The organism is Bacillus sp. (in: firmicutes), from assembly GCF_031983925.1.
GTDB lineage: Bacteria > Bacillota > Bacilli > Bacillales > Bacillaceae_G > Bacillus_A > Bacillus_A pacificus.
Window position 1 is genome coordinate 721,918 of record NZ_DALYZR010000001.1, and the last position, 21,431, is coordinate 743,348.

At 35.1% G+C, this 21,431-nt stretch carries 19 protein-coding genes and 2 pseudogenes; 10 read left to right on the plus strand and 11 right to left on the minus strand.

What is annotated here, in order from left to right; genetic code table 11:
* The first annotated feature begins 80 nt into the window (after window positions 1-80).
* From RTP99_RS03870 to RTP99_RS03895, 6 genes and pseudogenes are all read left to right on the plus strand, one after another.
* The gene (locus tag RTP99_RS03870) at window positions 81-779 is read left to right on the plus strand and encodes a class I SAM-dependent methyltransferase (protein WP_116733350.1); all 699 of its coding nucleotides are present in this window, start codon (window positions 81-83) and stop codon (window positions 777-779) included.
* Window positions 780-873: 94 nt separating this feature from the next.
* Window positions 874-2,562, plus strand: a complete 1,689-nt coding sequence (locus RTP99_RS03875; RefSeq protein WP_011040261.1) for a formate--tetrahydrofolate ligase — start codon at window positions 874-876, stop codon at window positions 2,560-2,562.
* 90 nt (window positions 2,563-2,652) lie between these two features.
* The gene (locus tag RTP99_RS03880) at window positions 2,653-3,180 is read left to right on the plus strand and encodes a hypothetical protein (protein ID WP_000460219.1); all 528 of its coding nucleotides are present in this window, start codon (window positions 2,653-2,655) and stop codon (window positions 3,178-3,180) included.
* 19 nt (window positions 3,181-3,199) lie between these two features.
* Window positions 3,200-4,369 (plus strand): DEAD/DEAH box helicase, encoded by a 1,170-nt coding sequence (locus RTP99_RS03885; protein ID WP_000588613.1) that lies wholly within the window; start codon window positions 3,200-3,202, stop codon window positions 4,367-4,369.
* A 179-nt stretch (window positions 4,370-4,548) separates the two neighbouring features.
* Window positions 4,549-4,662: pseudogene (locus RTP99_RS03890) on the plus strand (sugar phosphate isomerase/epimerase family protein); the annotation flags it as partial.
* Between the two features lie 55 nt (window positions 4,663-4,717).
* The gene (locus tag RTP99_RS03895) at window positions 4,718-5,101 is read left to right on the plus strand and encodes a VOC family protein (protein WP_000581485.1); all 384 of its coding nucleotides are present in this window, start codon (window positions 4,718-4,720) and stop codon (window positions 5,099-5,101) included.
* 44 nt (window positions 5,102-5,145) lie between these two features.
* On the opposite strand, the gene RTP99_RS03900 is transcribed toward RTP99_RS03895, so the two are convergent.
* Window positions 5,146-5,784 (minus strand): zinc dependent phospholipase C family protein, encoded by a 639-nt coding sequence (locus RTP99_RS03900; RefSeq protein WP_000535593.1) that lies wholly within the window; start codon window positions 5,782-5,784, stop codon window positions 5,146-5,148.
* 29 nt (window positions 5,785-5,813) lie between these two features.
* On the minus strand, window positions 5,814-6,800 hold the full coding sequence (locus RTP99_RS03905) for a quinone oxidoreductase family protein (RefSeq protein WP_000644142.1): 987 nt from the start codon (window positions 6,798-6,800) through the stop codon (window positions 5,814-5,816).
* Between the two features lie 205 nt (window positions 6,801-7,005).
* Between RTP99_RS03905 and RTP99_RS03910 the strand changes: the two genes are divergently transcribed.
* Entirely contained in the window at window positions 7,006-7,584 is a 579-nt protein-coding gene (locus RTP99_RS03910) for a sigma-70 family RNA polymerase sigma factor (protein ID WP_000651117.1), read from the plus strand.
* Window positions 7,581-8,261 (plus strand): DUF3600 domain-containing protein, encoded by a 681-nt coding sequence (locus RTP99_RS03915; RefSeq protein WP_000050659.1) that lies wholly within the window; start codon window positions 7,581-7,583, stop codon window positions 8,259-8,261. Before RTP99_RS03910 ends, RTP99_RS03915 begins: the two co-directional genes overlap by 4 nt.
* Before the next feature lie 54 nt (window positions 8,262-8,315).
* On the opposite strand, the gene RTP99_RS03920 is transcribed toward RTP99_RS03915, so the two are convergent.
* The 5 genes from RTP99_RS03920 to RTP99_RS03940 all read right to left on the minus strand — a co-directional run bounded on the left by RTP99_RS03920 (window position 8,316) and on the right by RTP99_RS03940 (window position 12,576).
* Window positions 8,316-8,579: a hypothetical protein gene (locus tag RTP99_RS03920; protein ID WP_000285968.1), complete on the minus strand. Its 264-nt coding sequence runs from the start codon at window positions 8,577-8,579 to the stop codon at window positions 8,316-8,318.
* Between the two features lie 141 nt (window positions 8,580-8,720).
* Entirely contained in the window at window positions 8,721-10,667 is a 1,947-nt protein-coding gene (locus RTP99_RS03925) for an ABC1 kinase family protein (protein ID WP_000466002.1), read from the minus strand.
* A gap of 110 nt (window positions 10,668-10,777) precedes the next feature.
* On the minus strand, window positions 10,778-11,212 hold the full coding sequence (locus tag RTP99_RS03930) for a hypothetical protein (RefSeq protein ID WP_001174530.1): 435 nt from the start codon (window positions 11,210-11,212) through the stop codon (window positions 10,778-10,780).
* An 85-nt stretch (window positions 11,213-11,297) separates the two neighbouring features.
* Window positions 11,298-12,269, minus strand: a complete 972-nt coding sequence (locus RTP99_RS03935) for an MBL fold metallo-hydrolase (protein ID WP_046646904.1) — start codon at window positions 12,267-12,269, stop codon at window positions 11,298-11,300.
* Between the two features lie 97 nt (window positions 12,270-12,366).
* Window positions 12,367-12,576: a DUF3925 family protein gene (locus RTP99_RS03940; protein WP_000844978.1), complete on the minus strand. Its 210-nt coding sequence runs from the start codon at window positions 12,574-12,576 to the stop codon at window positions 12,367-12,369.
* Between the two features lie 225 nt (window positions 12,577-12,801).
* Here RTP99_RS03940 and bsaA point away from each other — a divergent pair, with 225 nt between their 5' ends.
* The gene (gene bsaA, locus RTP99_RS03945) at window positions 12,802-13,287 is read left to right on the plus strand and encodes a glutathione peroxidase (protein ID WP_000219436.1); all 486 of its coding nucleotides are present in this window, start codon (window positions 12,802-12,804) and stop codon (window positions 13,285-13,287) included.
* A gap of 79 nt (window positions 13,288-13,366) precedes the next feature.
* On the opposite strand, the gene RTP99_RS03950 is transcribed toward bsaA, so the two are convergent.
* Genes RTP99_RS03950 through RTP99_RS03960 form a run of 3 tightly spaced genes read right to left on the minus strand, consistent with a single transcriptional unit; the run spans window position 13,367 to window position 17,768 of the window.
* Window positions 13,367-15,595: a transglutaminase TgpA family protein gene (locus RTP99_RS03950; protein WP_000631782.1), complete on the minus strand. Its 2,229-nt coding sequence runs from the start codon at window positions 15,593-15,595 to the stop codon at window positions 13,367-13,369.
* Window positions 15,592-16,806: a DUF58 domain-containing protein gene (locus RTP99_RS03955; RefSeq protein WP_000821920.1), complete on the minus strand. Its 1,215-nt coding sequence runs from the start codon at window positions 16,804-16,806 to the stop codon at window positions 15,592-15,594. Before RTP99_RS03955 ends, RTP99_RS03950 begins: the two co-directional genes overlap by 4 nt.
* Window positions 16,806-17,768 (minus strand): AAA family ATPase, encoded by a 963-nt coding sequence (locus RTP99_RS03960; protein WP_000553998.1) that lies wholly within the window; start codon window positions 17,766-17,768, stop codon window positions 16,806-16,808. Before RTP99_RS03960 ends, RTP99_RS03955 begins: the two co-directional genes overlap by 1 nt.
* A gap of 556 nt (window positions 17,769-18,324) precedes the next feature.
* Between RTP99_RS03960 and RTP99_RS03965 the strand changes: the two are divergent.
* Window positions 18,325-19,953: pseudogene (locus tag RTP99_RS03965) on the plus strand (molybdopterin-dependent oxidoreductase); the annotation flags it as partial.
* 248 nt (window positions 19,954-20,201) lie between these two features.
* Here the strand turns inward: RTP99_RS03965 and xylR are convergent.
* Window positions 20,202-21,347: a transcriptional repressor XylR gene (xylR, locus tag RTP99_RS03970; RefSeq protein ID WP_041184662.1), complete on the minus strand. Its 1,146-nt coding sequence runs from the start codon at window positions 21,345-21,347 to the stop codon at window positions 20,202-20,204.
* Window positions 21,348-21,431: the final 84 nt, after the last annotated feature.

The window sequence follows — 21,431 nt, forward strand, 5'->3', positions numbered from 1 at the left end:
CTTCATTAGCATGTACATCTCCTTATGAAGATAAAACAGGGATTTTGGAAAATGATGTAGAATGAAATGAGTGACAAAACGTGAAGGTAGGGGATTGCATGACAAAATTTAATTGGCATGAGTCAGCAGAGAAAAAATGGGATAGTAGTGCAGAATTTTGGAACCAAAATAGTCAGGAGATGTGGGATAGTGGGAGTAGGAGTACGATTATTCCATTTTTTGAACAATACGTGAAGAAAGAAGCCAAGGTGCTTGACGTTGGTTGTGGTGATGGATACGGTACATATCAATTAAGTCGCGCGGGCTATAAAGCAGTTGGAGTGGATTTATCAGAAGTGATGATTCAAAAAGGGAAGGAGCGTGGAGAGGGACCGGATTTATCCTTTATAAAAGGAGATCTTTCTTCCTTACCATTTGAAAATGAACAATTTGAAGCAATTATGGCAATTAATTCTTTAGAATGGACCGAGGAGCCATTACGAGCATTAAATGAGATAAAGCGTGTTCTAAAAAGGGATGGATATGCATGTATTGCAATTTTAGGACCGACAGCAAAGCCGCGAGAGAACAGTTATCCTCGTTTATATGGCAAGGATGTTGTTTGTAATACGATGATGCCTTGGGAATTTGAACAGTTAGCGCAAGAACAAGGTTTTAAAGTTGTAGATGGTATCGGTGTATATAAGCGCGGAGTAAATGAGAAGATGTTAGGTCAACTATCTACAGAGTTACAACAATCGTTAACATTTTTATGGGTATTTATGTTAAAAAGCGCATAAAGAAATGAAAGAATTTTTAGGAGGTAAATAAGTGCAGAAAATACAAAAAACTGATACAATATCATCAGAACCAATTAAAGGGGGACTAGGGTATATGACAACTACTACAACAGTTAAATCCGACATTGAAATCGCACAAGAAGCGAGTATGAAAAAGATTCAAGAAATTGCAGCTGATTTAAATATTTTAGAAGATGAATTAGAGCCATACGGGCATTATAAAGGTAAGTTATCTCTTGATATTTTTAAGCGCTTACAGAATGAGAAAGACGGTAAAGTTGTTTTAGTAACAGCGATTAACCCAACTCCAGCTGGAGAAGGTAAATCAACAGTAACAGTTGGTTTAGGTCAAGCTTTTAATAAAATTGGTAAGAAAACAGTAATTGCACTTCGCGAACCATCTCTTGGGCCAACGATGGGACTAAAAGGCGGAGCAGCAGGTGGTGGTTTTTCACAGGTTGTACCTATGGAAGACATTAACCTTCACTTTACTGGAGATATCCATGCGATCACAACTGCTAATAACGCGTTAGCGGCGTTTATTGATAATCATATCCAACAAGGAAATACACTTGGAATTGATACGCGTAAAATCGTTTGGAAACGCTGTGTTGACTTGAATGATCGTGCTCTACGTAACGTAGTAATTGGTCTTGGTGGACCGGTTCAAGGTGTACCACGTGAAGATGGTTTTGATATTACAGTAGCATCTGAAATTATGGCCGTATTCTGCCTTGCAACAGATATTCAAGATTTAAAAGCACGTCTATCGCGCATCGTAGTTGCTTATAATTTTGCAAATCAACCTGTAACGGTTAAAGATTTAGGTGTAGAAGGTGCGTTAACATTATTATTAAAAGACGCATTAAAACCAAACTTAGTACAAACGCTAGAAAATACACCAGCTATCATTCACGGCGGACCATTTGCGAATATCGCTCACGGTTGTAACAGTGTTATCGCTACAACAATGGCAGCAAAATTAGGTGATTATGTTATTACAGAAGCTGGATTTGGTGCTGATTTAGGTGCAGAGAAGTTTTTAGATATTAAAGCTCGTGCAGCTGGTATTAAACCAGAAGCAGTTGTTATTGTTGCGACGATTCGTGCGCTTAAAATGCATGGCGGCGTAGCAAAAGATCAATTAAAAGAAGAAAATGTAGATGCATTAGCAAAAGGTATGGAAAACTTACAGAAGCACGTTGAAACAATTCAAAGCTTCGGTGTGCCTTTCGTAATTGCAATTAATAAATTCATTACAGATACAGATGCAGAAGTTGCATACTTACAAGAATGGTGTAATGAGCGTGGCTATGCAGTATCCTTAACAGAAGTTTGGGAGAAAGGTGGCCAAGGTGGAGTTGACCTTGCTGAAAAAGTGTTAAAAGAAATCGAAAAAGGCGAAAACAACTACGCACCACTTTATGAGTTAGAATTACCATTAGAAGAAAAAATCCGTACAATTGCTCAAAAAGTGTACGGTGCAAAAGATATTGAATTTGCTCCGAAAGCACGTAAGCAATTAGCTCAATATGAAGGAGAAGGTTGGAGTAACCTACCAGTTTGTATGGCGAAAACACAATACTCTCTTTCTGACGATGCAACAAAATTAGGTCGTCCATCTGACTTTATCGTTACAATTCGTGAGTTAAAACCATCTATCGGTGCAGGCTTTATCGTTGCGTTAACAGGTACAATGTTAACAATGCCAGGTCTTCCAAAACAACCAGCAGCACTTCAAATGGATGTAAATGAAGATGGAAAAGCAGTAGGTTTATTCTAAAAGGTTGTAATTCATCTCGTTTATCTGTAAACTATATATACATCAAGTGGCGCCTTTCCATCGAAAGGCGCCTGTTTTTTGGAGGAAATTATGTTTGATCCAACTGCTTTTGATAATTTAAAAGTAATCGTAGAAGGTGCTGTGTATGATTTTGATCTACATGGAGATATTCTTGTAACAGATCGAAAAGATATGATGGATCTTGCTTCATTAAGTCGTATATATCATATCTCATTTCAATTAACAGAACCGTTTGAACCGTTAGTAGAAGCAACATTTTCATTATCTGTGGATGCAAAGAACTTGTCTGGTGAAATACTAGAAGTGCCTCAGTTTACACCTGGTTGTGAGATGAAGCTAGCATTTTCATTCCCGTTAGAACAACCAGAAGTAAAATGCGAAGAAATTGAAACATTAATGCGTTCTATATGGGGAAAAGAAAGAATGATTATGCAGAAAGTTTCATACGAATATAATAAGCAAGCGATTTCATATCATAATAAGGTAGAGGTTCTATTTCAAAAAGCGATTACAGAAGACCATGTTGATGATTTAATAGCTGTTATTTCACACATGATAGAAACGGTGCGAACAATACAGCATTTTCTTCAAAAATAGAGATAAAGGAGAAAAACAAATGATAAAAGATATGCAACCATTTTTACAACAAGCTTGGGAGAAGGCTGGTTTTAAAGAGTTAACTGAAATTCAAAAACAAGCGATTCCAACTATTTTAGAAGGACAAGACGTTATAGCTGAATCTCCAACTGGAACAGGAAAAACATTAGCGTACTTATTACCCCTTTTACATAAAATTAATCCTGAAGTAAAACAGCCACAAGTTGTTGTTTTAGCGCCAACACGTGAACTTGTCATGCAAATTCATGAAGAGGTTCAAAAGTTTACAGCAGGAACTGAAATTTCAGGTGCATCTTTAATTGGTGGTGCAGATATTAAGCGCCAAGTTGAAAAATTAAAGAAACACCCAAGAGTAATTGTCGGTTCACCAGGACGTATTTTAGAATTAATTCGTATGAAAAAGCTAAAAATGCATGAAGTAAAAACAATTGTATTTGATGAGTTTGATCAAATTGTAAAGCAAAAAATGATGGGCGCAGTGCAAGATGTAATTAAATCTACGATGCGCGATCGTCAATTAGTATTTTTCTCCGCTACAATGACAAAAGCTGCAGAAGATGCGGCACGTGATTTAGCAGTTGAACCACAATTAGTACGTGTAACACGTGCAGAATCAAAAAGCTTAGTTGAGCATACGTATATTATTTGTGAGCGACGCGAAAAAAATGATTACGTAAGAAGAATTATGCATATGGGCGATGTAAAAGCAGTTGCGTTCTTAAACGATCCATTCCGTTTAGATGAAATTACTGAGAAATTGAAATTCCGTAAAATGAAAGCAGCGGCTCTTCATGCAGAAGCAAGTAAGCAAGAACGTGAAGCAACGATGCGTGCATTCCGCGGAGGGAAATTAGAAATTCTACTTGCTACTGATATTGCAGCACGTGGAATCGATATTGACGACTTAACACATGTAATTCACTTAGAATTACCAGACACAGTAGACCAATACATTCACCGCTCAGGACGTACTGGACGTATGGGTAAAGAAGGAACTGTTGTATCTCTTGTAACACCGCAAGAAGAGCGTAAATTACTACAATTTGCGAAAAAACTAGGTATCGTATTTACGAAGCAAGAAATGTTCAAAGGATCATTTGTAGAAACGAAACCGAAAGCACCAAAGAAAAAGAAACCAGCGTTTACAGGGAAGAAAAAGCCTAGATAAATGATGGGGAAGGCGTAACTATTTGTAGTTACGCCTTTTTTGTTTGTAATCAAGTGATAATGGGAATTGTATTAGTGTTTTTAATGTGCCTATATATGCTTCTACTGGGGGTATCGAAAAAAGGTAGTTTATTTATTTGGTTTATACGAGGAAATAATATAAAAAAAGTCGAATATTAAATTGGATTCAATGGATATAACATGATCGAAAGAAATGATTATTTTGACGGACTAGATGGGATGAGTCAGTCGATAAATTTTGCAAAGAAGTACATACCAACTCAAAAGGAATAATGATAGTACATGTAGAAACCTACTTAGAATATAAAAAACATTAGGGGGAAATGAAATGATTCATAAGGTCGGACAAATTATGCTGTATGTAAACAATCAAGATGAGGCAGTCAATTTTTGGACGGAAAAGGTAGGGTTTCATGTAGTTGCAGAGGAAGATAACCAACAAGGAATGAGATGGATTGAAATCGCTCCGAAAAGTGGGGCAGAAACAAGCATTATATTACATAATAAAGAAGTGATTTCTAAGATGAGCCCAGAATTAAATCTTGGTACACCGTCACTAATGTTCTTCTCAGAAAGTCTGGATCAATTATATACAGATTTAAAAAATAAAAATGTTACTGTTGGTGAAATGGTAACTATGCCTTCTGGTAAAGTATTTAACTTTGCTGATAGTGAAGGGAATTATTTTGCGGTTATGGAAAAGAACCGATAATAATATTGCTATGTGAAAATCCCCCTCAAACATATTGAGGGGGATTAAATCTTTGAAATGAATTTTTCATTGGAGAGTTGATTAATATAAAATGCACCTTTTTCAATAGCAGTTTCCATATAACCGACCATTTGATTAAACGTAAATACCTGTAAGTCTTCATGCAAATGTTGCTCTGGATACAACATATCTTCAAAAAGATACTTTCGAAAAGCCAAAACGTTTTCTTTAGAAACCTCTTCAATATCCACAATGTGAGCCTCTTGATTGAGAAGAGAGAAGAGCTGTTGTTCTTTATCGTAATGATGAAGCAACTTTGCATTTAACAATTTAAAATCGTTATAGTACATAGGTGCAATCGTTTCGTCATTTTCTATTCTATTTTTTAGCCAAGGTAGAAAAAAGCCGCTTAGCCAATTGTCATCGGCAATGAGGTGGGTGTAATAGCCTAAAAGAAAAGGGGAATCCATATGGGCTCTATATTTTTGAAAAAAAGAATTGAAATCTATCCTTCTCGTATAGTTTTTCGTCGTGCCTGCGTAAAAATGTGAAGTTCCTTTTTCTTCTGTTGAATGAACCGCATCAGGGGCTACACCTCCGAGTATGAAAGAAGTTTTATCTTGAATACATAGTTTTTCGGCAATACCGTTAGCGATAATAGCATGCATAATTCGTGATCCCATGAATGACACCTCGGTTTCAAGTATTCATTTCAGGAAGATGACTGAACAGTTAGTATTACTTTCCCTGTACTTTTTCTACTTTCGACCCATTCATGTGCTTTCCCTGCATCTTGGAGTGGAAAAGATTTCGTAGCCGTTATTTGCAAACGCCCGTCACGCAAATAACGGAATACTTCATTTGCAGTTGCTTGGAGTAGTTCAGGACGTTTTTTTCGTGTAGTTCCAAAGCTAAAACCGAGTATAGAACGGCAACTTGCATGTAAATCTTTCGTTTGGAAATTGCCAATTTCACCACTAGCATTACCGAAATGAACGAGGCGACCGTAATAAGCAAGACATTTTAAACTTCTTTCCGAAACAGTTCCAGAAATAGAATCTAAAATTACATCAACCCCTTCACCGTTTGTCAGCTCATTGACTTTCTCTGCAAAATCTTCATTCTGATGACAAATTATATAATCAGCTCCAGCATATAAAGGAATTTCTTTTTTTGCTTCACTTCCGACAGTACCGATAACTGTTCCAGCCCCTAATAGTTTTGCAAGTTGAATAGCTGTAGTACCGATTCCACCAGCAGCCGCATGAATGAGTACTGATTCGCCTTGTTGAAGCCTTGCAACATTTGCGAGTAAATTATAACTTGTAAAAGATACAATCGGACAAGCAGCTGCAGTTTGAAAGTCGACTTCATCAGGTAATACGAAAGTAAGATTTTCATTTGAAACAACGTATTCTGCATAAGATCCATTTTGAGGAAAAGCAATGACACGTTGTCCAGGGTTTATATTTTTCACATGAGAGCCGACACGTTCTACTATACCAGCGACATCTATCCCTGGAATAAAAGGTAGTGCTTTATTTCCTTTTTTGCCATAACGTGATTTAATGTCAGCGAAATTTACACTTGTAGCAACAACGCGAATTAAAACTTGATTTTCTGAAATAACCGGCATATCCACATCTGTATATTTCATCACTTCAGGACCACCGAACGATGTTACAATGATAGCTTTCATTATTTATCCCCCTAAATTTGACTATATAAATCATTTTAAATCTTTATCAGAAATTGGAAAATTATATAATAGTTATGCAAGGTTATAAGTGAAGCTTATGAACGTATTGAATCATTATATTAATTTATATAAAAACTTTTGAAAAAATCGAACGAAATATGGATTACTTGCCAATATAAAGTGTAAGACAAAGGAGGGATGGTACATGAAGGATGAAACAGTGTATACAGATTTGATCCAATTAACTTTATCAGGCAATAAAGAAGCGTATAGCGAATTGTATGATGTAACGATTCACGAAGTATATAAGACAGCACATTTTTTAATAGATGATAAAGCGGATGTAGATGATGTCGTTCAAGAAATATACATACAACTATATGAATCGCTTCGTAAGTATGATAGCGAGAAGCCATTTCGTCCTTGGCTAATTGGACTTGCGATTAAACAAATTCACTCTTATAGAAGAAAGAGGTGGATGCGACTACGAATTATAAAAAAAGCAGAAGAGCAGAGAAAACCGGTACAAATTGATTTTTCTAACGATGTTGTAAGTAAAATATCAAATCAAAAGCTAATCGAACTTATTCATAAATTACCGTATAAATTGAAACAAGTTATTATTTTAAGATACTTGCACGACTACTCACAAGAAGAAGTAGCACAAATATTACATATTCCAATTGGTACTGTGAAATCTAGAATTCATTCGGCCTTAAAGAAACTACGTCAAAAAGAGCAAGTAGAAGAAATCTTTTTAGGAGAGGTAGGGAATGTGAAATGAGTTTAGATTGTAAGGTTCGAGAATCTATACAAGAAGAAGCGAAGGGGATTGTTGCACCGCCGGAGTTAAAAGAAAAAGTAATCGTTCAAATAAAAATGAATCGTGGTGGAAGTAAGGTGAAAAAACGCCTTATCGCAGGAGTTCTTGCAGCGGCCTTTTTAATCCCGACAACTGGTTTTGCGTATCAATCTATTATGGCAGATGGTATATACGGGTCTTTTGAAAACTTAAAAAAACATGCTGGAACGATGACATTAGAGGCGTACATGCGTTTTAGTGCAAAGCTATCAGAAGCGAAAGATGAAATGGGGACAAAAGAATATGAAGTGTTTACAAAAGAACTAAAGAAATTAACAAATGCAAAGCTTGCGTACGGAGATGCGAACGGTAATATTGATTATGATGCATTATCACCAGAAAAAAGAGAAGAAATGAAAACGGTAAGTATGGGCCTTCAACCATACTTTGATAAATTAAATGGTCATAAATCTAGTAAAGAAGTATTAACGCAAGAAGAGTTTGATCGCTATATGGAAGCTTTAATGACACATGAAATAGTACGAGTGAAAACAAAATCAACTGGTGCAATAAAAGTAGAAGAAGTACCTGAGGCATATAAAGAAAGATTTATGAAAGCGGAGCAGTTTATGGAGTATGTAGATGAAAAGGTGAGATAAGTAAAAAAGCTCAGAGTCTAAGCTCCGAGCTTTTCTTATTGAAACGTAAATATATTAACCACCTATGCCTTTTGCTAGCAATAGGAAGTATACAACTACTAATATTAAGCCATTTAATGCAGTACCAACTATTCTGAATAACCAATTTTTTGATGCGATTGCAAAAATAATACCTAGTAATGAAAGTATACCTAGTAATGAAAGTATACCTAGAATCGTAATAATTAAGGTTAAATTTGTATGAGGTCCTCTTAGAATAAAGAAAGAACATATACTTGCGAGAAACATTAGACACGAGAATCCAAAAAGTCTATACATAATAATTCTCCCTTGATTGAAATGTAATTTGGCTTAGTACGTGATTTTCTTTAGTTTAACATAAATTTCCTAGTACAAATTGACTATATACACTATAAAAAACGAGTATAAAATATACGTGATTTCATACTCGTTTTAATATTACTTAAATTTCCTTACTGCATGAATAGCTACTCTTACAAGCAATATCGCGCTTATAAATAAACCACAGTAACCAACGACACTTAAAAATTGATCATTTGGTTCTTTCGCATTGTTTGCTAAATGCAATACGCCTACTGAAATCCCACCAAATGCAGTTCCAATAAATGCAATGAGGAATTGTGAGATGAATGTAGTAATAAATGATGCATTTGTTTCGTCAGAGAAAAAGCCGACCTTTACGGATAGTTCTCCGTTTTCTAGTTTTGAACTTAAATCATCTAGTTTTCTAGGAATGCGTCGCATGGCAGGTAACATAGAAAGTAATTCGTTTGTTGCAGCTTCTTTTAGATTTGAATAATTGTTAATTGGCATGAAACTAGCTGCATGATCTCTCGCAAAGCGCTTTGCTTCATCCATTAAATTGAATTCAGGATTTAGTTGTACCATCGTTCCTTCTAGCGTAATGAGAGAGCGGAAAGCACCTGCAACCATTGGATAAAATGCTAATTCAAATTCAGCGATTATTTGAAATAACCCTTGCATGAATTCTTCAGAACTATTTGTAGAAACGTACGTACTTTGGATTAATAATTGACTGATAGATTGTTCTAATCCTTCTTTATCAACATTTGGTTTCTTTTCAACTAATTGAAGCAGTCCATCAAGCAAGACATATGAATTTTTGCGCTCAAAGCCGATAAGCAGTCTCTTGAATGCATCTTGTTGTAGTGTTCCTAAACGTCCGACAGAACCAAAATCAAGTAATGCAGGAGTGCCATCACGAAGAATATACACATTACCTGGATGAGGGTCTGCATGGAAAATACCTTTAAAGAAAATCTGTTCTAAAATACAATCAAAGAGTTGTCGTTGTACTTTTTTCGTATCAATTTGTAATTCATTTAATAATGCTGACCCACTTTTAACACTTACTCCATCTAAAAATTCAAGCACAAGTATTTTTGAATTACTGTATTCTTGATATACTTTCGGTATTTTTACTGTCGTTTCACTATTTTTTAGTGAATCTGACACTTGTTCGAAGTTACGAGCCTCAATTTTGAAATCAATTTCTTCTTTCATTGCGATAGAGAAGCCATGTGCTAAATCAAGAAATCCGATATTTTTAGCCCAAGTTGATTTGTTGGAAATCCATAGAGCGAAGTGAATTAAAATATCTAAGTCACGTTTAATTGTCTCAGAAATATTAGGACGTAGTAGTTTAACGACGACATCCTGGTCGTTATCTTTCAACTTCGCTTTATGTACTTGGCCAATAGAGGCAGCAGCTAACGGTTCCATTTCAAAGGAGCTGAAAATTTCATCTTTTGGTATATGTAGTTCCTTTTGCAATATTTCTTCAACTTGTTGTTGTGATAAACGTGTTACATTTTCTTGAAGGTTGGATAACTCGTAAATAAAAACTGGAGGTAGTAAATCAGATCGAGTTGATAAAACTTGTCCGAATTTAATAAATATACCACCGCATTCTTCCAGTGTATTTCGAAGGGAAGTGGCGAGCTTACGATCTACTTCTGGTGAGCGCTTTAAAGCTAAATATTTTCCCATTCCGTGTTTTATTGCAATAGAAGAGACGCGCATATATCTTTTTTGTCTACCAATCTTAGCGAAGAATTTTGAAATAGGATTTCTGCTTTCTATTAATACGTCATCCATTTCGCCACGCTTAATAGGATCAAATAATTCAAAAACTAGGTAACAAAGCATCGATACAATTAATGAGCTTCCTAGCCAAAAATATCTATCAACACCGACAATCGATTCATCTTGATAGCGTAAATATAAAAACCAATACATAGCTGACGTAAGTGAAACACCTAAAGTGGCCGCACTTGCTTGTTTGAAAAAATTTAATTTTGTACCAATTAGTCGACCACTAATAAAAGACATAATGACTGCTAGTAGAAAAAATTGAAAAAACATTGTATCATTCCTCTGAATTTTATTCGATTACTGTATTATACTGGAATACAATTATTCTAACAACAAGCCAAGGAAATATAATCCTTGACTGGCAAGATTTAATGAAGTATTCAATTATATTTTTTCATATGTGCAGTATCTTTTTGTATAAAACAATCTAAAAGGGAATAGCCAGCTATTAAACTAATTATCGTAACAAAAGTTGTATTGATAAGAATAATATTAGTTATATAAGGTAGGTATGCACCAACTGGTGAAAAGAGTAGAGCTGGAGAAAAGGAAATGAATAGTGTAGGCACAGTAATGGCGATAAATTTATCCGGTTGAAAGCGCCAGTTTTGTTTACTTGTTTCACGATTAATGGATTGAAGGAATCGTAATAAAATGCCGACTATAAGAGGGAAGAGTGTAAAGTAGAATAATCTTGGATAAACGTTAAAGTTTACTTGTGCGTCTGTATCTAAATAAAATTGAATTTTCACTCCGACAAATAATAATAAGACGATAAATAATGTAAAGCAGAGGTATAGCATCACTTTTTGCATTATATTCCACCATCCTTTACTCAAAATATATTCAAAAAAAGAAGAGATATACAATAACTACTGCTGTATATCTCTTCTTTTACGGTTATTTAATAGTGGCGTTTGCTTTTTCTTGCTTCGTGAAATAATCTATAATGCCCATCGCACTAATTTCTATATCTAGATGTAAAATGTTATAAACGGAATGATCTGATGGAACGTTTAACTTTGTAAGGTGAGAAGAGACCTTATCCATTAATACAGTTTGCAAAGCTTTAGTAGCCTCATCGAAATCATTATATTTTTCAAAGACCTCTTTACCAGTATGAACGAAAATAGGTAACCAATGTTCTAGTTGCTTATATACTTCTGTAACATTGGATGATGCGCCGTAATGGCCGAAATAAATAGTATTTACATTCATACTTTGAATATGATTTTTAGAAGCAATCATCGCATCTGGTTGGAATTGTGAAGGGGACGTTGATGGTAGATATAGTTCTACACCAACGTCTGCAAGTTCTCTATAATAAATTCCAATTGTATCGCCAGTAAAAATGCCGTTTGTTAATGAATCGTGAATGCTAATATGGTGCTTTGCATGTCCCGGTGTATCATAAAATGTAAGGATGCGGTCTTCTGCAATTTGTAACGTATCACCATGTTGTACAATATGAACACGTTCTTCTTCAATTGGAAGAATTGGATCAAAAAGTTTATCGAAATCTTCTTTGTACACAGCTTTTGCACCTAAAATGAGTTTTGTTGGATCAATCATATGACGAGCACCGCGAGAATGCACATATAAAGTAGCATTTGGGCACTTTTCCATCATTAAACCAGCAGCACCGGCGTGATCTAAATGAACATGTGTAACGATAATGTTTTTAACTTCGTTTAAATCAATATGTAATTGTTGTAAGCCGTCTAAAATATACGGAAGAGAAGGGGCTGCACAAGTTTCAATTAAAGTAATATCATCACCTAATAAAACGTACGTACCAGTTCGTTCATTATGTTGTAAATCAAAATCATCAATCAGATATAGGTGAGAAGATAATTGTTCTACTTTTTTCATCTTTACCACTCCTTATATACGGTATGTAACTATTATACGCTAAAAATACAAAAAGGCAGAAAACGAAAGTTTCGTCTTCTGCCTTTTTGTAATGTTCTTATTGTCTTTGTTGTTTATTAATAGACATAACGAATAGTCCAACAATGCCGCCAACTAATGGAAGCATAATCTCTCCCGCTAAATTAAAGTAGGAGCTTAAGAATAAACCATTTACATCGATTACCCAGCCAATCACATACAATAACATCATATATAGTACGAAATAAAACTCGCGATTTGAAATCGTTTCATGTTGTGCAGTTTTCATATTGAACACCATCCTTTTCTATAATAATAGAATATAAACTGTCACATTTTGTTCACAATTTAATTGTAAAACTTTCCATCATAAAAGTCTAGTAATTTGTGTCGAATTTTCGAACGAAAATAAAGCGTTTACAATCGTGGGAAGAAAATACGTAATAAGAGCTGTATATTCACGAATGTAGTATAGTATAAACATAGAATGATAGTGAAGAGAGGGGCAAGGATAATGACAGTTTATGATTTTTCAGCTAAAACGATAACAGGGGAAGAAAAATCGTTAAAAGATTACGAAGGAAAAGCGCTTCTTATTGTAAATGTAGCTAGTAAATGCGGGTTTACACCACAGTATAAAGGATTACAAGAAGTATATGATAAATATAAAGAACAAGGGCTAGAAATACTCGGTTTCCCTTGTAACCAATTCGGAGGACAAGAACCAGGTACAGAAGCAGATATTACAAGCTTTTGTGAATTAAACTACGGTGTAAACTTCCCGATGTTTGCAAAAATTGATGTGAAAGGTGATAAAGCTCATCCGCTGTATACATACATGACAGAACAAGCACCAGGTTTACTCGGTATGAAAGCAGTAAAATGGAACTTTACAAAATTTCTAATTGGAAAAGACGGGAAAGTAGTAGGGCGTTTTGCGCCGCAAACGAAGCCGGTTGATTTAGAGGTTGAGATTGAGAAGGTACTTGGGAATAACTAGGAGTTTCACTTAATTAAAAAATGCCTCAAAGAACTACTTTGTTCTTTGAGGCGTTTTCTTTACATTCACATTACCAAGATTAAATGGCTGAATGGAAGTCATTTGATTTAGGCGGAGAAGTTGCTTTTTTCATAAGTACTTCCCATAAGTGTACGGATTTTTTCCATTCTGCTGCGGCTTGTCCTTTTTGATATATAGCACTCTCATAATTGAAAGTAAGTTGTTGCATATCCGTCGAGTTGTAAAGTGTATCAACATGGAGAGCATATTCTCGGAATGTTTGACTCTCGTCTCGTCGTATACCAATTCGTGCAAATTGTTTTAGGAGAGAATCGTAAGCTTTTGTATAAACAGCATCATCTTTTCGATATTTATAGAAAAGAATGATAAAAAATGTAATCCATTTCATTCTAGTAGCGAAGAGAGTGTAGCCGATGATACTAATTGGTATCGTAGAAAGGAATACGTACCACCAAGAAAATTTATTTTTAGCATTTGTAATTTTTTTAGTAGGAGTTTCTTCAGTATCTTCTATTAAACTTTTAAGCTTTGCTTCATTGTTTCTTTCGTGCATTTGCGCGTTTTGAGAATTAGTTTCTTCGCTATTTTGTAGAGTAGGAGCAGGAGTATTATTTATAAAATTATAGGGATTCGTAAATCCTTTTGTCGGTTCGAATGGAATCCATCCGTATTCTGGGAAATATACTTCGACCCAAGAGTGTGCGTTATCGTTCGCGACTTTATAAACATCCTCACCTTCAGCACCCACCAGCGTATTGTCAAGAGTTCCTTCTGTATAACCTTTTACCCAGCGAGCTGGAATCCCGGCAGAACGAAGTAACACGATCATAGATGTCGAAAAATTATTACAGTAGCCACTTTTTGTATCGAAAAGAAATTGATCTACATAATCTTGGTTTTTGGTAGGGAATGAGACATTCGTTGTTTCATATACAAAAGAATGGTCGGTGAAATAGTTTTCAATAGCTAATACTTTATCGTATCGGGTGTCTTTATCCTTTGTTAGACTACTAGCTAAGTCTTTTACTCGCTGCGGTAATGCTTCTGGAAGTTGCGTGTACTTTGTTATGAAATAAGGATTTGTTTCCTGACCTTCATTCGTTTTTACAGCTTTTAAGTTTTCTATGGAAAACTCCGGGACCTCATACGTTACTTTATATGAATGTAAAGTAGTGGAAGAGTTTCCGTCCATCGTATAGATTTTTTCAGAAAATGGGTCAACGCTGTATGATATATCAGAAGAAGCCTCAACTGATATTAACCCTGCTGGATAGGTAAGGTGAGGATAACTTTTTTGCATGGTGATTGTTGCCTTAGTTGTCTCCGTTTTTGTATTTTGTTCGTACCAACTCACCACGTCATTTTTATTTTTAAAAGAAATCTTCTTTTGATTTTCAGAAACTTCCCATCCTTTTCCGGTATAAAAATCTTTCGTTTCTACTCTCCAATATTGTTTGTTTTGCGTTGCGGCTGTAAAAACAATTGTAGGATCTGCTTTAAAAGGACCACCTAATCGTGAGTCATCTAAACCATACCCAATTTTAGAAACTTCTTGCTGTTTACTTGCTTCGGATGTGTTGAATTTTAAAAAATCCATTGGGTTGGGCCATTGAGGACCAAATTTTGGAGCGAAGTATGCGATGGTTGCTGACAATACAATAAATATTGTAAGAGGTCTAAGTAATTTTGAGATTTCTCTAGCATAATTTTGTAAGTGTTCACTCTCTTTTATTCGTTCTATGCGAAGAAGACTAAGCATAAAAAAGCCGATGACAACAGTACGAATAATAGCGTAGTTTGCATTGTATAAATGTAAGTTATGAAAAACGGTGATATAAATAATAGTCAATATAAGAAATAACAACCCACGTTTTTTATGAATCATCCAAAAAGAGATGAAAGCACTCAAAAACCAAAATGATAAAAAAAATAAAAGTGTTGGAAAAACTGGAGAAATATCTAGCAAATTCCCTTGAAATAACAGAGAGGAATTTTGAGAAATATCATTAAAAAATTTTGTTAACCAAGATGGATTTATAAAAGCATTTTTATAGTATAAGAAATGAATGGTGAATAAAATCGTGAAGACTTTTATTGGAATCTGCCACTTTGTTTGAAAAAAAGAGAGAGTGAAGCAAATCCCTATAAATATTACAAAAATATCTAATCTACCTACGTTTGTAATACCGATGAGGGGCCTTAGCCATTCTAGTAAAAGTAGAAATGCGCATGCATGCATGAAAAATCTAGTCATATCCCATTGTTTTTTTGTCTGTAATGTTATCATTTGCTCACCTCAAAAAACACGTTTGTATACTGGTTTCCATAAACCACATTTACAAATATTTTTCGTTTTTGTAGAGTTTCTAGAATACTAAGTTCTCGATGTGATAGTTGATTTGCTTTTTCTTTTACGACAAACACCATTAATTTTCTATTTTTTATAGCAGCATAGTCAGCTGCCTTTTGAATATCGGGAGAAAGATCACTTGTCACGAGTATAATCGTTACGGGCTCATAAACTTTTCTTAATTCCATTTCTACACTTCGGGAGAGCGGGAATACACTGTCCGCTTGTACTTTCGCTAAATGACAAAAGATTTGATGTAACTGACTATCTCCATTGTTTAAAGGGAAAAAGGTTCGTTCTTTTCCGACAGATACGAATGACGCCGGTGAATTTTGCTTCAAAACAGATCTGACAATAGAGGCAGTAAATGTGACGACTGATTCGAATAGAGGGGATGGGGTTCTATCCATGAATATCATAATATTATGGCTGCGCTGTTGTTCAAACTCTTTTGTCATAATGTTGTTTGTTCGTGCAGTTGCTTTCCAATCAATCCATGAAAAGCGGTCACCAGGTTTATAGTCTCTCACACCGACAGAAATGGTAGAGTCTTTTACTAAATTTATATTTGCTGAAAGTGCTCCTTGTTCGAAATGATTTTCCATTTGTCGATATGTTATATCTACATACTGAGGGTAGACTAAAAATGTATCTGGAACTGAAAAAATTACTTCTTTCTCCATCATACCGAATAAATCGCCAGTTTTGACACGTACGCTTGAAAAAGTATGCTCTCCTCTAGGGATTGTGTCGATTGCATATTGAAACGAAATATTTCGCTTCAATCCTGGAAAAAGTATTACTTTATTCATCTTCGTTTGTTTACACTTTGTAAATTGTGATGGTAATTCATCTTCTATAATTAAGTAAAGTAATGGAAAAGGAAATCTTCTTTTTATTGTAATGGTGCTTAAAAAAGGTTCTCCTGCTGCATATTCGTCTTGATTTGTTATTCGTATTACTTCAGCGTTCCGCAAAGCATAGAAGGGGAGTAATAGTGAATAAAGGCCAATAGGAATTGTACTGTAAAACAAAAACCAACTTACAAATCCTCCTTGAAGCATAGCGTATAAAAATGTTAAGACTAGGCATAACGGAATGAATGATAACTTAATAAAATGATAGAGTACTCGTAGAATCCTTTTCATCAAAGGTTCATCTTCCTTTGGGTAGGCACGGTAGTTCGTGCAACGATTTTTGCGATAACTTGTTCTCCTGTTATTCCTTCAAATTTTGCTTCCATTTTTAAAATGAGTCTGTGAGCCAACACGTAAGGAGCTAAAAATTTAACATCGTCTGGAATAACATAATTTCTGCCATGAATAAATGCATAAGCTTGTGAAGCTTTCATTAAAGCAATCGAGCCACGCGGACTTGCACCTAGTTGTATAGAACTATAAGACCGAGTTTGACTAACAAGCTTTACAATGTAATGCTTAATCGCTTTGTCCACGCTTATTTCCCGTACGCTTTGCTGTAAATAAAGTAATTCTTCTATTGTAGTAATAGCTTGTAAATGGGAGAGGGGGGGTGTTTTTTCCATCCGGTTTAAAATTTCAAATTCTTCTTCTTGTGTAGGATATCCCATTTTTAGTTTCAACAAGAAACGATCGAGCTGTGCTTCTGGTAAAGGATATGTTCCCTCATATTCAACAGGATTTTGTGTAGCCATTACAAAGAATGGCTTGGGTAACGGTCTTGTCATACCATCAATTGTAATATTGCCTTCTTCCATACTTTCAAGTAAGGCGGATTGTGTTTTGGGAGATGTACGATTAATTTCATCAGCAAGTATAAAATTCCCCATGATTGGTCCAGGCTTGAACTCAAATTGGAGCTCTTTCGGATTGTAAATAGAAACACCTGTTACATCTGATGGAAGTAAATCAGGTGTAAATTGAATACGTTTGTAATCAGCATCAATAGATTTAGAAAGAGCACGTACTAACATCGTTTTCCCAACGCCAGGAACATCTTCTAATAGTACATGACCTTCAGCTAAGAGAGCTGTTAAAGCTAATAGTGTTTCTTTTCGCTTTCCGACCATTAACTTTTCAATATTGTTAATTATTTTTTCTATAATGGGATGTAATGAATCAAGCTGGTGCATCGTAATCCTCCTAATGTGTTATTATCGTTTTCTAATCTATTTAGTGAAAAATAGAATGTATTCTTCTACTTGCGAGTAGTAAAGCTCTTACCTTAAATTCTGAGAATATTCAGATTATTTATTGTGAGTACATCTAGTATAATTGTTTCCGTAACTAAGGGCAATATGGTAAATAATGATTTGTAGTTTTATGTAAAATATGTCTGGATATAAAATAGTTTTTTAAAGAAAAAAACTATTTTATACAATTTCTCATCTTTTCCTTATGTCATTTTTGAAATAATATCAAAACTCTTTTTAATAGATTTATAAAGCAAAACGCAGGAATTTCTCCTACGTTTTTTCTTTTTTTAAATAGTCGATACCTCAAAATACCATTCTCCTAATAATCACGATTAACCATAAAACTTCACAACGGAAAAAAGATTTTCTCACAAACTTATTTTCTACTAAATTTTTGACAATCTCTTGAACTGTGCGAAATGTCACACCTGTATTTTACAACCTCTTTTATAGTAAGGGTATGTAAGAGAGACGTATTAAAGGAGTGAACAGTATGAAGAAGAAACCTTCAGCACTAATGAGATGTTTAAAATATTTTTCACCAATAGATCGTTATAACGATAATCATACACAAGAAACATATGAAGATCGCGAATGGGAAAATGTGTACAGAAAGCGTTGGCAACATGATAAAGTAATTCGTTCTACACATGGCGTGAACTGTACTGGTTCATGTAGTCGGAACATTTATGTGAAAGATGGAATTGTAACTTGGGAAGGGCAGGAGCTTAACTATCCGACTACAGGTCCTGATATGCCTAATTTTGAACCGCGAGGATGTCCACGTGGAGCAAGTTTTTCTTGGTATATTTATAGTCCACTTCGTGTGAAATATCCGTATGTACGTGGTGTTTTTTGGAATATGTGGCAAGAAGAATTACAAAATAACGAGTCACCACTAGAAGCTTGAAAAAGCATTGTGGAAAACCCTGAAAAGGCACGTACGTATAAGCAGGCGCGTGGTAAAGGGGGATTCATTCGTGCGAATTGGGATGAAGTATTACAACTCGTTTCAGCATCATTACTGTACACAGTAATGAAATACGGTCCAGACCGAAATGTCGGTTTCTCACCAATTCCAGCTATGTCGATGTTAAGTCATGCTGCAGGTAGTCGCTTTATGCAACTTATGGGTGGACCGATGCTTAGCTTCTATGATTGGTACGCAGATTTACCACCAGCTTCTCCACAAATTTGGGGCGATCAAACAGATGTACCAGAAAGTAGTGACTGGTATAACTCTGGTTACATTATGACATGGGGCTTAAATGTACCAATGACAAGAACATCAGATGCAAACTTTTTAGCAGAGGTTCGATATAAAGGAACGAAAGTTGTTTCTGTCAGTCCTGACTTCGCTGAATCTACAAAGTTTGCGGATGATTGGATTAGTGTGAAACAAGGTACAGACGATGCACTTGCGATGGCAATGGGGCACGTAATCTTACAAGAATTTTACGTAGATAATCAAGTGGAATACTTCACAAAGTATGCGAAGCAATATACTGATTTTCCTTTCTTCGTCACATTGAAACAAAAAGGAGGTCAATTCGTTGCTGATCGTTTCTTAAATGCTTCTGATATTGGACGCGAAACGAAGTTAGGAGAATGGAAACCTGTACTTTGGAACGAGAATACGAATGATTTTACAACACCTCATGGCACAATGGGGTCATGTTGGGATAACGAAAAGAAGTGGAACTTACGTTTAGAAGATGAAGAAACAGGTGAAAAGATTGATCCACGTCTTTCTTTACTTGGAATGGAAGATGCAGTTGGTACGGTACAAATTCCATACTTCTCTGATGATGGAAACAAAGTATTAGAACGTACCATTCCAGTGAAAAAAATTACGACAGAAGAAGGCGAAGTGTTCGTTACAACTGTATACGACTTAACGTTAGCAAATTACGGTGTGAACCGAGGACTCGGCGGACAAGAACCGAAAGACTTCAATGATGAGATGCCGTTTACACCTGCATGGCAAGAGAAAATGACAGGGGTAAAACGTGAGCTTATTATTCAAATCGCTCGTGAGTTCGCGCAAAATGCTGTTGATATGAACGGTCGCTCAATGAGTATTGTCGGAGCTGGTATTAACCATTGGTTTAACAATGAAAGTTTTAATTCATATTTTGATATTTGACCCAGAATGAGGCCGTATAGTAAAGTGGTTATTACGTTTAGTGGAATACAAAGTGCTATTCAAGCTACTCAAAAGGCATTGCAGTGACGACTATGTCATATAGAAAGCATTTTTCAACGTACTGTATTTAATTTATAAATAATGTGTCAGGAGTGAAGTTAAGTATTCAAATAAGAGCGCAAGTAAATAGCGCCCTTATTTGAAATGATTTGTATCTATTTGATTCATTTATTTAAAAAATGTTCAATAACAATTGAAGTTGTACCTAACGCTGGAGCATTTTTTCCTAAAGAAGAAGGCAACAACTCATAGGTGCCTTCTATTTGAGAATAAACTCTAGAAGAGACTGCATTTTTGATTGCGTTTAAAACAATAGGGTTAGATTCTATTATGTGATTTCTTAGAATAACGGCTTCGGCATCAAAAGTATTTAAAATATTTGTCAGACCAATACCTATGTAGAAACCAAAATTTTGCAAAGCATTTAAGACTTCTACGTCATTTTTATGTGCAAGCTCAATAATTTCGTGGCATGAAATTGCCTTTCCATCTTTAAAAAATGAATTTAATAATGCTTTTTCTGAAGCATATAGTTCCCAGCATCCGCGATTTCCACAGCTACATTTTGGACCGTTAAAATCTATGGCCATATGTCCCATTTCTCCTGAGAATCCATTAATCCCTTTATATAATTCATTATTAATAATAATTCCGATACCTATTCCAACATTAATACTTACATAAATGATATTGGAAAAGTTCTTAGTATTCCCAAACACTTTTTCTCCATAAGCGCCAGCATTTGCTTCATTTTCAATGAAAACGGGCACATTGAATTCTGTTTCAATTACAGCTTTTAAATCTTTTATTTCCCATTTAGAGTTAGGCATAAAAATGATTTTTTGTTGTTTGTCTACAAGGCCTGGTACACATATACCTATTCCTATTAGCCCGTAAGGAGATTCAGGCATATGGCTTACAAAATATTTGATGATTGTAAATAGAATTTCTTTTACTTCATCTGAAGAGGGAATAGGTAGATTATAGGATTTTTCAAGAACTATGTTGCCTTCTAAATCTGTTAAAATCCCATTGATATAATCAACACCTACATCTATTCCTATAGAATATCCTGCGTTTTTGTTAAATACAAGCATCACAGGTCTTCTTCCACCCCTAGATTGTCCTTCTCCTATTTCAAAAATAAACTTATTTTCAAGTAGTGTATTTACTTGGGAAGAAATAGTGGATTTATTGAGGCCTGTTATTTCAGATAGTTTTGCTCTAGAAATGGGTGAATTTTTTAAGATTTCATTCAATATTAGCTTTTGGTTTATTTTTTTAACTAAAGTTTGGTCTGCAATATGTATGATAATCTCTCCTTTTGTTTATTCAGTAAACTAAGATTGTCTTTTTTATTAAATTGGAAACTCTGAATATGTTATATATCATTG